A 15,207-nucleotide genomic window follows, 5' to 3' on the forward strand; every position below is an offset into this window, starting at 1 on the left:
GGAAACGAACCAGGAAATGAGCTGGAGCAACCAGGTGAAGGCGGAACCGAACCAGGCAACGAACCGGAGCAACCAGGTGAAGGCGGAAACGAACCAGGAAATGAGCTGGAGCAACCAGGTGAAGGCGGAACCGAACCAGGCAATGAGCCAGAGCAACCAAGTGAAGCAGACCAAGAGCCGGAAGTAACGACTCAACAATTTGATTCCGTTCCAGCGATTTCAGAAGATAAACAAGTATTAATTGGGGAGCAGTCACACCCTGTTGAAGCAGAAACGCTAGCGGCATTACAGACGTTACAACAACTGTCAGATGATGAACAAAAGGTTTCATTAACACTTGAGTTAAATGAAGATGGCGAAGCGGTATTAGTCGACGTAGCAATCGAAGTACTAGCTCCAACACAGCCGTTAAACTTTGAGAACATTAGTGCAGATGTGCCAGTTAACATTACGTCTGATAGCGATGTAATTATTCAAAACCTAGTAAGTGATGCACCTGTATATGTGAGTGTTCCAGGCGCTGTAACATTTAATGAAGGTACTTCTTTAGATCAAGTAACGTTTTACGGTACGCAACAAATTGATGGTTTACAAGCGAACACATTAATTGTACAAAGCTATGGTGACATTGAGTTTAGTAATACGATTGTTGGAGATGCGTTAATTACAGGTGTAACTTCAGTGGATGGTTTACAAGTGACAGGAGAATTAATACTTGAAACAAATCAATCTGTTGCTTTACCGAATTCAACAATTGAATCGTTAACAATTAGTGCACCGATGCAAGTTCAAGCTAGCCGTGCGAGAATGTTTATGACAGTGGCAGCTACAACTAACGTATTGATTAATTTAACTGGTACAGAGGCGAAAAATGTAACGATTAAGCGTGAAGATGTTGTTATTGATAAGCAAGATGGTCAATCTATTTCTAAAATCGATGTGCAAGCAAATGATGCAACGCTTGTCGTGAATGAAGTAGGACATTTAACGGTAGCAAATGGCGTTTCTATTTTAACGTTAGGTACTGTAGAAAAACCATTAAGTGCTGGAGAAGTAACACTACATTTAGCGCAAGATATGATCATTCAAGGCCATGGTTCAATTAGCGCTTTAACCGTAACAGCAGAAAATGGTGCAATGGTTGAATTTGCTTCTTCAATTACAAAAACGGTGATTTCAGGAAATGAATACATTAAACAAAATACACCACAATTTACAATTGCACCAACAACAGCTTTAGGGAAATATACAATTGTGAATGCGCCAGAAAAAGCGTATTACGTACAGTACACAGGAATAACAACAGCACCTGCACAAACAGATACAACGACGTTAAAAGCATATAATCAAAACACTGGTATGTATGTCGATGCAGAAACGACGTTAATCGGCATTTACAATGAAACAGGTGCGCTTCAAGGACAAGTAAGCACGGATCCGGTGACAAGACCAATCATTAAAGTGTTAGATGTGGATAAAAGTAATGGTGTATTAAAACTAAATGTAACAACGCAAGATACGGCGTTATTACAAGATCGCTTAAAGTATATTTCGTTATATTCTCATGGCGGCTCATCATCAAATTACAAAGTATATACAGAAGCATTTTATTTTGAAAACTTTGATTCACGTGACTTCTCAATTACAGCACAAACAAATAGCGCGCATATTTTAAAAGTACCGTTAAAAGATATTGCTAGCTTAGCGAATGTAGTTGTGGTGACAAATGAGTACGTTTACGATACAATTCCAACTGCTCAAAAAGCAAAACGTATTGACGTACTAAAAGATTTAGCACAAAAAGCTAAAACAGAAGGCGATATGGATGTATTACGTTCGTATTTAACACAAGTAGTCGGTATTGAAGGCAAGAACTATGACAGTATTTTCATTGAAACGATTGCTGATAAGCTTATAAATGGTGATTTAAAAACAATCGAAGAAGTAATTGCACAAACGGAGCAAAATAACGCAGTAACGTACAACAAAACAATTCCGCTAAGTGAGTTATTATTAGGTGCATCTGTAACGACACCTGACAGTAGTGGAAACGCAACGGCAACAGCGATTGTAGAAGGATCGAATATTTTAGTAAATGGTAAAGCGCAAGGAACGATAATTGTAACGTTTACGGATGCAGTAGGCGATGTAACGTTATTAAAGCTTGATGTAGCAGCGGACAAAACAGTAACACATACAGTTTTAAAAGAAGAAGTCGCGGCAAATGCACAATTATTAAACAGCGATGCGCGCTTAAAAACAGATGCAGGTAAAACATATATTTTACCGAAAACTGTAAATGTAAATAACATTGTCTACACACCAGGTACGTCAGGTGTAGTAGGTATCTTTAACAGTTATATTGTGGAATCTAATAACCTTCTTAAAAAGGACATCACGCCAAAATCAGTTACAAAAAATCAGTTAAACCTTACTGGTGATGTAACGAACAAATTTGGCGCGCAAACAGGTTATATTGTTGTTGGAGATTCATTCTATTTCTATCCATTAAAAGCAGCAACAACAGAGGAAACACATGTAATTACAGCAGGTGGAAAGTCAACAGCAGTAAAAGTACCAGCATCAACTTACACAGTAGCTGATCTAGTTATTGCGACAACAACTTTAGATGTTGCAGCATTGCAACTAGGTCAATTAAAAACGATTGAACTAACAAAATCAGATGCGACAATGCATACACGATTAAGTGCAGATACGTTAGAAATTTTTGCATCAAAGCCAAATGACAAAGCAATGTTCAAAGTGACCGCTGAAGATGGCAAAGTAACGTTAGTGAACGCGACAACAGGAGCAGATGCAACAGTTATAAGTGCAGCAGCTGTTACAGCTGGAAGCAGTACAAATGTCATTGCACCGAAAACGTCAACAGGTGATTTAAAAGAGGATATTATTCGTATTCAAGGAGATACAATTTATGCTACAGGTCTCGGTACGCAGCGTATTGTAAAAATGAATGGTGAACAAGCTGATATTAAAGTGAGCCAAGTTGATGGTCAATACAAAGTGGAAGAGACAGAAATCGCAACAGTTGTTGTTGACGCGGCAACATTAGATTTACAAAATGTCGTAAGTGTAGTGGCAAACGAAGGAACGTCTGCAACGGCACAAAATATTAACAATCAGCTCATAAGTATGACGGCAACACCAAATGTAACAGGTATGACAGAATTTATCGTTACTGATGCAGATGGTAAAAAGTCCATTGTGAGTGTGAATGTGACAAATGGTGTATTTGACGGTACAGACCCGAAATACACAATTGCTAAAACAACTATTTCAAATGCTGATGTTGGTATGACAGAAATTTCAACAACATCTGCATCATCTGTAAATGCACGCGCAGTAGTGAAGAGTGATACAGAATTACTCGTTTACGGTACAGCGACAGGTACGACAGCGTTTGTTATTAATGGCGATGATAATAAAAAGGCACTCGTTAATATTACAGTAGCAAAAGCAGCAGGTCAGCCATATACAGTAACAAAAGAAGTAGTGAAACATTCAGCTACATCAACTATTGCCAATGACGCACAAGGTAAATCAGTTGTACGTATTGAAGGTCAAACGTTATATGCTATTGGTGAAGGGACAGTCGATCTAGCGATTGAAGGTTCAGCAACAGACTTTTACCGTATTTCAGTTGTAAAAGATGATGTAACGGGCTTATATAAATTTAGTGAGCCGATTGTTGTAACAAAATCCGTATTTGAAGCGAAAGACTTAGGTTTAACGGTTATTGAAACAGCAACTTCTTCAAATGAAGACATTGCGACTGTTGAGAAAACAACAGATAAAATTACGTTAACGACGCAATCAGGTAATCCAGCAAAAGGGCTTGTCACTGTTACAGGACCAGAAGGCACAGCGTATGTGTACATCGAGAAACACGCTACAAACGGCTTTACAGCAACTGTGGAAAAATCAGCAGTGCTTGACTTATCGACGACAGGTTTAACAAATATTAAAGAGAAGTCATGGTCGAATGCAGATATCGCACGTACAGTAGAAGTAGGTACGAGCGTGCAATTCTTCGTATTACAAAATGGGGAAACATCATATAAAGCTGTAGATGATGCTGGACGTGTAACGATTGTCAGCACACCAGTAACAACAAATGCAGCAGGCCATCGTGAAATTATCCCTACTATTGTATCGGAAGTACTTGGTTCCGAAAATTCAGATGCAACAGCAATTGTAGAGGATACAACACCTGCAAATGCAAGCATCGTAACAGGTGATTCAGTTCGTATTCATGGTTCAAATGTATATGCGACGAAGCTAGGGAAAACAGTTGTTAAATTATCAAATGACAAGCTTGTTGAATATGATGTAACGATTGACAATGGTATTTATAGCATTGAGCATAAAGATTTAACAAATGGTGTAACAATCAATGATACTGAGATTGATTTAGACGGAAACTTAACGGTTGTTGAAGCGCCGGATGCAGCAATTGCGACGATTATCGCAAAAGGGAAGCAACTTATTGTAACAGGACAAGCGACTGGTACGACATCTGCAGTTATTCAAGATGGTACAAAGAAAGTACGTGTGGTTATTACTGTAGCAACAGATAACACAGTAACAGTTGAACCGTTAAAAGTAGAATTGGCACAGGATGAAACGGTAACAGCGATTCACGAAGAAAAAACGAATGCACGCATCGATAATGATAAAAATACCATTTATGTACTTGAAACAGGCACGTTTGAATATATTTCAAAAGATGCTAGCGGTGTAGAAAGTGTTAAACAACTAACGATTGTAAAAAATGGTACAGCATACACTGTAACACCATCAACGATTGCTTCTACAATTTATGGAGCAACAGATTTAGGTTTAACGAATACACTTCAAATTGAATCGGGCTATGCACAAAACGTTGTACGTGCAACGGTAGTTAACGACCGACTTGTGCTATATAAAGTCGGTGTTGGCAACACAGATGTTGTTGTAACAGATGGCAATGGACAAAAAACAGTTATTCATGTAGCAGTAACGGCAGATGATTTCACCCCAACGATTGCACGTAAAGATACGCCATTTGAAGCAGCAAATTATAGTTTTGCTGCAGATAAAGCGATTACTGCAACTGTAAATAATACGTCAATTGCAAATGTTCATGCTGATGGGAAGCTTTATCTATTCTCTGTTGGTACAACGTATGCAACATTAGTAAGTGATGGTGAAAAAGCACTCGCGAAAATTACAGTTGTGAAAACAGGTAATAAGCTAGAAGCGACAATTACGCCGATTAAGAAAACAGCAGCAGAGCTAGCAATTGGTGCGACTACAGTAAATGCACTTCCATCTGACGGGACGACAGTTGGCACAGACGCATCAATTGTACGTGTAGAAGATAATGTTGTATATGCAGTTGGCACAGGAACAACGGTTGTAAAAGTGAATGGTAAAATTGTTAAATTAACCGTAGCATCGGCAGATAATGCATATACAATCACAGTTGATGATGTCGTAAACTTTATTGAATTGCCAATCGGTGAAGGAACATATACGGTTGCAGACATTACAGGTACAAACGCTGTAAAAGTTTTGCAGGACAATAAAGGTACCGTTGCAGATAAAACGGATGATAGCTTAATTATTTACACGACAGCAACGAATGGTAATACAGACTTATTGATTACAACAGGTACAGGGGCGAGTGTTCAAAAGACGTTGTATCACATTGCTGTATCAAATGGCGTTATTACAAATAACGTATCTCAAGTAGCTAATACGACAGGCGGTACTACAATTACAGCTGGTGCAGATAAGCTTGAATTACGTGATCAATTCTACTTATTAAAAGAAGGTAACGTAGCGTTAACGGGTCCAACTGGTCTTGTGAATGTACAAATCGCACGTGATTTTACAACGAAGCAGTTCAAAGCAACACAGCAAGTTGTACAGTATACGTTAAAAGAGCTGTTAACTTTACCAGCTGGAGAAACGTCATTTGATATAAATGATAAAGTGCTAACAGCTTTAGAAGAATCAGCTACAAAAACATTCTATACAGCAAATTATCGTGTAGAAGCGTCAACAACGCTAGTAGACGATCAATATAAGCTAACAGTAGCAGAGCGTCATTTCAATAAAGTAGACCCTTCAGGATACGGATTGACGTTAACAGGCACGACATTCCATTCAGAAGATGAAGGTATTGCAAAAGCGGAAGTTGCAACAATTGATGGCACAGAGCAATTAATTGTTTATGCAGGTGACGGTACAGTAGCAGGTACGACAAATATTACTGTAACAGAAGGTACGAAGAAGCTTACGATTAAAGTTACACGTGCAGCAGACGGTACACTTACGCATGAAATTGTCGGTACAGCTGATGCAGTAAAGTTTGCAGATTTAGGATTAACACCTACAGATACTGCGCCAATTACTGTAGAAGGTTATGATGAAGCATACGTACAAGCAAATGTGACGGATGCAGGGATTTCATTATCTGCACAAGCAACGGGTACAACAAGCTTACTAGTGAAGCAAGGTGGCGAGACAAAAGCAATTATCAATATTCGTGTAGCAGATGGAAAAGTGATTCCAACGGTTGTGAAATATACAGGAGCATTAACAGAAGTAATTACAGGTGACGCTTCAACGACACGTACAGATAATGGTGAAATGTACGCAGCAAAAGAAGGTGTTGTCCTGTATGCAAATGGTGTAGAAGCAGTTCAATTACGTATTACCAAAAATACAGAAACGAATTTATATTCAATTACACCAGCTACATTTAAGCTAACAAGTACGATGGAAAATTTAGATTTAGTGCCAGATGCTACTACGACATTAACAGTAAGTAATAGTTCAATAGCAGATGTATATCAGAACAATGCTAAGCTATACGTTGTTGCAAAATCATTAGGGTATACCGATGTGTTAGTGACAACAGGTGCTGATAAAGCGGTTATCCACGTGAATTCAAAAGTAGATGGTGTTACGGCGAAAGTTGCGACAGTGGACGGAACGGGCTATGTTGGCAATAGTTCAATTCAAGTACGTGGTAACAAGCTGTATGCATTACAAGTAGGCACATCAACGATTACAAAAACAAATGGTTCATTTGTGAATGCAATCGTTACGCGAAATGGGACAACGAATGAATTTGAAGTTGAACTAGTAGACGTGAAAAAAGATTTAGATAGTGTAGTAACGTTAGTTGGTAATGCAGGTAACATTTTAAACGTGGAATCTAAAGTAGATACAGGAAGTAACGGAATCATTGGAAACACAATAATAGCTGCAAAAGCAGTAGGCGAAGCACAAATTATTGTTGACGGTAAGTTACGTAACGTTGAAGTAGTGAAAAATGCAGACGGTACACATTCAATTGAAGTAGCAGATGCACAGGAGCAGTTAGTATTAAAGGCAGCAGATTTAGGTTTAACTCTAAGTAATACAACAGCAATCGTGACAACATCTATTACGGGATCAAATAGCGTCAAAGCAGAAGTTATTGGTCAAGAAATTTATGTGAGTGCAATTGGTATTGGTAAAGCGGAGTTATTAATCGATGGGAAAACGGTTGTCTATGTTGATGTAAATGCAGAAAATAATATGCCTAAATTTAAGGAACATCATATTGCAAAATCAACAATTACAAACGCAACAGCATTAACAAAAGTTAGCAATGTAGCGACAGTTATTCGACTTGAAGGTAAAGAAGTTTATGCGTTACAAGAGGGTGTAGAGCTTGTAAAAGATACATCTGTGAGCGGTGATGCATTATATAAAGTAGTTGCGGTGCGTGAAAATAATAAGCTAAAGGTTGATACACCAACGATTATTAAAAAATCAGTACCAGGTGTAACGGCGGCAACTGTTCCTACCAATCCGGTTGTTCGTGGAAATGACGGTGAATTAATTGCAATAGGTGTTGGTACAGCCACATTTGATGTAGGCACTGGGGTGAATAAAACAACATATCGTGTAACGGTTTCAGCTGAAGGTGATATGACAGTTGATGTGTTGTCGGCAACTACGATTGATTTAAGTACTGTATTGGCAAGTGATATTAGCGGAACGCCGAGCTCAAAATATTTAACAATAAATCCAGTAGGCAAAACATTAGAAGTGAAAGCTCAAGAGGAAGGTACAGAGCTATTAGCGATTACGAGTGGAGCAAATACAGTATATGTAAAAGTAGTTGTGACGAAAGATGATTCGAATAACTATTCAGTAGCATACGAAATTGTAAAAACGGTAATATCAGCTGCAACGCTTGGCTTCGTTCCAAAGTCATTTGAAGGAACAATTGCAAACGGCATTGTGAAAGTAGAAAATGGTGAAGTAATTGTATATCCAGGTAGTGGTAATGAATCAAGCTACTTCACAATTAAGAGTGATGGTGCAGAGCAAGCTATTTATAAGCTGACAACTTCTGGTGTTACACTTGTCGAGCAAATGGCAAATGCTGAAAAAGTAGTAAGCGGCTATGAAGTAGCACCTTTCTCAAAAACATTAACGTCGACAGATTTAGGCATTGTGCCGACAATTGTAGGTGTTGACGGATTAGCGAAAGCAACAGTGCAAAATGGTCAACTTCAAATTACAGCAACAAATTCAGGAACATCATATATGGTCATTAAAGGTGAAAATGATACGTATAAAGTTGTAGATGTAAATGTAAGTACAGATACTTGGGAAATTACAACGACTGTGCGCGATGTATTGAAGTTAGATGCAATCACACAAGAAGTGCATGGACCAGTGAAGGCAATGACAGATACAAGTAAAAACATTTCAATTTTATATGCGACAGCTGCAAGTACAGATGAAAATGCAAATGCAGGGAAGTTTGCATATGAAAATAAAGGCTTCTTATACAATAGTAATGTGAAAAATACATCTGGTGTATATAGCTTTGAATCATCGACTAAAGTGGCGATTACAAATGTTGATTCAACAGAAACGTTAACTTTATTAGGTAGTGGGCCATCTGTTATTGATGTAACAGAATACGTTGCTACGAAAAAAGGCATTGCTAATTATAAATCTGTAAAAGATGGTGTGGTAACGTACAAAGAAATCGAAGTGAAAGTTGACGCGAATCAATATAAAGCAACTGCAACAAATTTAGAGCATGTTTCATTACCATCACCAGCGATTAGTGCAGAAATTATTGAAGCACCAGCTACAATCCAATTAGATGGTACAACGGTATATGGTAATGCAGAAAAAGATGATCTAATTATCGTATCAACAAAAGATCCAGATGGAAAAGTGACTGTGTATAAAGCAGTTGTTGATGCAAATGGAAAATATGCATTCGAAGCAGTAGACAAGCTAGATAAAGACGCAACAGAATGGGCGTTAAATGCAACAACTATTTCTGTAAGCAATAGTGCAGTTGCTCGCGTTGCCAATAATACAGTTTACTTCGTTGGTGCGGGTGAAACATCGATTACATTTACATCATCAACAGGTATGAAGCGTACAATTGAATATCAAGTAGATGCAGATTATACAGTGACAGAGGTATCTGATGCTGGTAACGTGATTGAGTATGTGGAAGAGCGTTTTGAAGTTGGTGGAAAAGAGCAAGTTACATTTACATTTAATATGAATGTACCAATAGATATTGAGGACGGTAGCTTCTTAATTGGTTCTTATGCAGCAGCTGGAAATGGTGTAGACCAAGTAAATGAAGTGAAGTTCCGTATCATGAAACCTGCCTCTGATCAATCGATTTCAGGTGTTCAAGTAATGGTTCCTGAGTATAATTATGACGATTACGAATTCAATTTAGTGTTTGAAGGCAATCTAATAAAAATTACACAAGTTTCAGGTACAGATTTACCAGTATTTAAGCTTATAAAAGCGACAAATTAGTGACAAAACACGTAACTTTTCATTAAGGGAAGTTACGTGTTTTTCTTAATCTAATACTATAAGTCAGGTAATTTTCGTCGATATAGTAAATAAGCAACAAAGTAAGATTTTAAATATGTTGCAGTTATAAAAAAATGAAGATTCAAGTGTAAATAGTTTTATGAAAATGACATATGAAGGAGTGTATTTTTTTGGTAGCACAAAAAGAGGTATCTAACACTTATAAACAAAATAGTGTAACAACAGCGTCACCTGGAGAATTAACGTTAATGTTATATAACGGCTGCTTAAAGTTTTTAACGAAAGCAAAGAAAGCGATTGAAGATAAAAACATTGAGGAACGTAACAACAATATTCAACGTGCACAAGCGATCATTTACGAGCTAATGTCAACGTTAAATATGGATATTGAAATTTCAAAAGAGATGTTACCGTTATATGATTACATGACACGTCGTTTAACAGATGCGAATGTAAAAAATGACATTGCGATCATTGAAGAGGTGGAAGGTTTAGTAACAGAGTTCCGCGATACGTGGAAGGAAGTTATTAAAATTACGCGCCAGCAACAATTTTCGGGTACTAGCGAAGTAGAAGTGTAAAAAAACGTGCGGACTTAACTCATTTTTTTGAGTTAAGTCCTTTTTTTCTCTATTATGAATAATTAGAAGATTTTGGTGATTATTTGTGTTTTAATGGAACTGATACTAGGTATATAATATACGTGGTATCAGTTTGATAAGGGTGGTGATTACGTGATTTTTAAACGTAACGAAGGATTTCGATTTACATTTGAACAACCAGTAAAAGCAGCTTTTCGGTTAATGAAAAATGGCGAGCCGATTGAACCACAAGCATCATACATCCCAGCTGAAATTTTGGACATTAGCCCAAAAGGAATGAAAATTTCCACAGCATTTAATATTAAAGACGAGTTATCAGAGGATGTTCAGTTTTTCATCATTTATTGCCTAGATACACTTGAAATTCAGTCGTACGGTGAAATGGTATGGAAGCGACGTAACGGTGACGAATTTGTATACGGTTTGTACTTCCATGCGCAAGAGGAAAACGAACAAAAAATTATTTCAGAGCTGAAAACACGCCGACGTAAAGAATTAAAAATTGGTGAGCGCCGATCGTAACGTGCCTTGTGAAAAAAAGATGTTAAAAATTTTTTCGAAATGAGAAGGGATTGTTACAGGCTGCATCGAATTAGTATTTATAGTCGTAACGAAGGAGGCTTATAACTTTCCTTAAACATATTCAACTTGTATAAAAAGTTATCCCATGTAGTTATTAACATCACCTCGTGCTTAATTTATTGTTATTTTTCGCTGTCATATGGAGAAATTCAAACATTGCAGGAGGCATGTGATGAAGAAAGCTTTCAAAACAGAGATTATGTTGTCGCCGGCCCAAAAGCAAAAGGTTAATCAAACAATAGGTACTTGTCGTTATGTTTATAACTTGTATATTAAAACAGCGCAAAGTTTTTATAAGGAAACAGGGAAATATTTATCAGGTTATGACTTTTCTAAGTGGCTTAATAATGTATATACAAAAGAAAAAGATGCATGGATTAAAGATGTGTCAAGTAAAGCTGTGAAGCAAGCTATTATGAATGGCGACAGAGCCTTTAAAAATTTCTTTAAAGGGTTGGCTAATTTTCCGCGTTTTAAGAAAAAGAAAGACCAATATGTTAAAGCGTATTTTCCTAAAAATAACCCAACTGATTTAATAGTTGAAAGACATCGTATTAAAGTGCCAACTATTGGCTGGGTACGTTTTAAAGAATACGGTTATATACCAACGAACCTAAATGTTATAAGTTGTAGAATTTCACAATGTGCAAATCGTTATTATATTTCTGTACTTTTTGAGGTGAAACAGTCAACTAAATCCCTAATGAGATATGAGGGGATTGGGGTAGATTTAGGTATTAAAAATCTCGCGGTGTGTAGCCATAATAAAGTATTTTTAAATATTAACAAGACATTGAAATTTAAAAAAATAGAAAAACAGTTAAAACGGCAACAGCGTAAGCTTAGTCGTAGAGATGAACAAAATAAAAAACAAAAGGGAGGTGAATTCTGCACTAAAAATAGGCAGAAGCAAGTGATTCGCTTGCAAAAACTGCATGCTAGATTAACTAATATCCGTATTGAATATATTCGATATGTTGTTAATGAACTGGTGAGAGCCAAACCAGCGTATATTACAATTGAAGATTTAAACACTAAGGGCATGATGAAGAACCGCTATCTTGCAAAGTCTATAAAGGAACAATGCTTTGGATATTTTAAAAAATGGCTAATAGATAAATGTAATGAATATGGTATTGAACTTAGACAGGTAAGTCGCTTTTATCCATCATCCAAGCTTTGTTCTAACTGTGGTATCAAAAAAGTTAAACTTAGCTTATCCGAGCGAATATTTAGATGTGATCATTGCCAAAGTGAGATTGAGCGAGATTTTAATGCTAGTTTAAATTTGAAATACGCAACGAAATATAAAGTATTAACAAAAGTTACATAAGTACTGATTTATAGTATTTATTGTAGCTGACAGAAGGCTTTTTATTGAGTACGGTGGGCTACATCGGAATTGACGCTTGCGGAGTGTTATATAAACTGTAGTAGCGAGCAATTGGCGAGGCGGAACACGTAGAAGCAAGAAATAATCTAGCATTATCAAATGAATATATTTGATGATGTTTTTAGTGGCAGGATTTTGCTTATGCTAAACTTTAATATCCGTGGAGAAAACGTAGACGTGACTCCAGCAATCCGAGAATACGTAGAAACAAAAATCGAAAAAATTGAACGTTTTTTCACAACTGACATTAACGCAACAGCGAATGTTAATTTAAAAGTATATAGTGATAAACAAACGAAAATCGAAGTAACGGTGCCAATGAAAAATGTGACGTTACGTGCAGAAGAGCGCAACGCTGACATGTACGCGGCAATCGATTTAATCGTTGACAAATTAGAGCGTCAAATTCGTAAACATAAAACAAAAGTAAATCGTAAATTCCGCGAGCGTGACGGCGGTGTTGGCGTATACTTCGCAGCACAAGCGGAGGAAGAGGCGCAAGCAGCAGACGCACCAGAGGAAGAATACACAATTGTCCGTACGAAGCAGTTCGACTTAAAGCCAATGGACACAGAGGAAGCGATTCTTCAAATGAACATGCTTGGTCATGACTTCTACATTTACACAGAAGCAGAAACGAACGGTACGAACATCGTGTATAAGCGTAAAGATGGTAAGTACGGGTTAATTGAGACAAATTAATGATGAAAAAGACAATCTATCATTCAGTTGATAGGTTGTTTTTTTATGTGTTGCTTGTCGATATAATAAATGGTCAGTATGCCAAAGTTAGCTGGCAATTTTGAAAAACGAATTATTGGAGGAATTTACGTGAAAAAAACAGCATCATTTTTAGTGGTGGCTAGTATGCTTGCGGCGACACCTGCATATAGCGCATCGTCATTTACCGATATGGCACGCTACGATGACACGACGCAGCAAGCTGTTAACGATTTAGTAAATCGACAAGTGATTAAAGGGACATCAAGCACGACATTTTCGCCAGCGCGGGAAATTACGCGTGGACAAGTGGTAAAAATGCTCGGACGTTATTTAGAGGCGACCGGAAAAGCAGTGCCGTCAAATTGGGAGACGAAAGCGCGCTTTACGGACGTGCCGCTTTCGATTAATGATCGCGAGTTGTTGCAATATGCGGCGCTTGTGTGCGATGAAGGGGTGTTTGTCGGCAGTGACGGTAAATTAAACGCAGCAAGTATGTTAACACGTGAAAATTTAGTGCTTGTGCTAACGCGTTTGGCGAAGGATGTCGATTTAGCGAAGTATGCGAACGATAACGGATTAACGGGGAATGTGAAAGATTTAGCAGCTGTTAAAGAGGAAGCGAAGGAAGCGGTTCAGCTTTTTAATGCGCTTGGTATTTCAAACGTCGACGTGTTCAACCCGAAAAATGCGGTATTACGTGTACATTTCGCATCGTTTTTAGCGAAGCTGCTGCAAACGATTGAGAACGTCGAGCAAGAGGCGGACGCGACTGGTGATGCACCGATTGTGAAGCCGGTAGCACCAGAGCAAGAAAGCGAAACGGATACAGACATCGTGAAACCAGTAGCGCCAGAACAAGAAACAAATACAGAGCAGCCAACAGCGCCAGATGAAACAGAAACAAAGCCAGAAGAGCCGAACGTTACAGCACCAAACATAGACGAAGAGCCGCTTCCGCCAACTGCTGGTGAAAATACGACACCACCGAGTACAGGAGGCAATTCGACAATTCCGAATGAGCAAGGGCCAATCGTTTCAGATGAAGAAGATGAAGAACCGACGTATACATTTGAGTTAGAAGATGTGGAAAATGTTGAAATTGTTAGCTCAACGTCTAGTGAAGTAGTCATCCGTTATGAAAATGATGTCGTGAAGCTCGGTGTAGAAGAAGCGCTAGCACCTATTTTTAATGAATCGGCTATGCTTAGCGGTGCGATTGTATCGCTGTCGATGGAAGATGACGTCGTGACAGCGATAAACGCGCTACATGTGACAGCGAGTGGAAGTGCAGCGTCACCAATTACAATAGATGGTGCGTTATTTGAGGAGCCCATTCCAATTGTCATTGAAGCGAAATATGCGAATGTTAAAAACTTTGCGGACTACTATGACACGATCGACATTCAAGCACCCGCAAACGCTGTATATACAGTTGGAGCAGGAGAATTTGAGACAATTACGGGTAAAGGGTCATTAATGATTACGTTTACCGAGGCGATTGCGTATGAAGTGACGATTGACGCACCTGCTGCTCAAGTAATTGTTGCGGAAAATGCTTCACTTGAAACGTTGACGTCAACTGAAGCGCTGTCGATTACCGTGCAACCAGGTGGACATTTACAAGATGTGTATTTGCCGGCTCACGTCGATACGTTAACGATGCACGGAGATATTGTATCGGTCAATGTAGAGACAACAAGTAGCTTTACGTTAAAAGGCTTTGGGAATGTATATGAGCTATTTGGAGAAGCGACAGCTGTGTATGTGGAACAAAATGGTGTCGTTGTACATGAGTTATATGTGGATCCTTTTGTAGACGAAGTAACAATTAAATAATGAGTTGCGGATTTGGTCATGTCAATGTGTGCCAAATCCGTTTTTTTTATTGTGAGATGATTGAAGAACTGTCAATGTGTGTACTATGTTTGTATATGTTTTGTATCATTAGTTTTGCGCGAAAATGATGATTCATACAATGAAAAAACTCGAAATGATGTCGTTTTTAAAAAGTGCCAAAAT

5 protein-coding genes and 1 pseudogene are annotated in these 15,207 nt (G+C 38.1%); all 6 read left to right on the forward strand.

All coding sequences use genetic code 11. The features are described 5' to 3' along the window. Window positions 1-9,867: pseudogene (locus A6K76_RS16705) on the forward strand (hypothetical protein); the annotation flags it as partial. 191 nt (window positions 9,868-10,058) lie between these two features. Then, window positions 10,059-10,469, forward strand: a complete 411-nt coding sequence (gene fliS, locus A6K76_RS01580; protein WP_245671934.1) for a flagellar export chaperone FliS — start codon at window positions 10,059-10,061, stop codon at window positions 10,467-10,469. 153 nt (window positions 10,470-10,622) lie between these two features. Further along, window positions 10,623-11,012 (forward strand): PilZ domain-containing protein, encoded by a 390-nt coding sequence (locus A6K76_RS01585; protein ID WP_066461426.1) that lies wholly within the window; start codon window positions 10,623-10,625, stop codon window positions 11,010-11,012. Window positions 11,013-11,244: 232 nt separating this feature from the next. After that, window positions 11,245-12,405, forward strand: coding sequence for an RNA-guided endonuclease InsQ/TnpB family protein (locus tag A6K76_RS01590; RefSeq protein WP_066461428.1), 1,161 nt, complete (start codon window positions 11,245-11,247; stop codon window positions 12,403-12,405). Between the two features lie 201 nt (window positions 12,406-12,606). After that, window positions 12,607-13,167 (forward strand): ribosome hibernation-promoting factor, HPF/YfiA family, encoded by a 561-nt coding sequence (hpf, locus tag A6K76_RS01595; RefSeq protein WP_066461430.1) that lies wholly within the window; start codon window positions 12,607-12,609, stop codon window positions 13,165-13,167. A 129-nt stretch (window positions 13,168-13,296) separates the two neighbouring features. Next, window positions 13,297-15,024: an S-layer homology domain-containing protein gene (locus tag A6K76_RS01600; RefSeq protein ID WP_066461431.1), complete on the forward strand. Its 1,728-nt coding sequence runs from the start codon at window positions 13,297-13,299 to the stop codon at window positions 15,022-15,024. Window positions 15,025-15,207: the final 183 nt, after the last annotated feature.

The sequence above is a fragment of the Caryophanon latum genome (genome assembly GCF_001700325.1).
Taxonomy (GTDB): domain Bacteria; phylum Bacillota; class Bacilli; order Bacillales_A; family Planococcaceae; genus Caryophanon; species Caryophanon latum.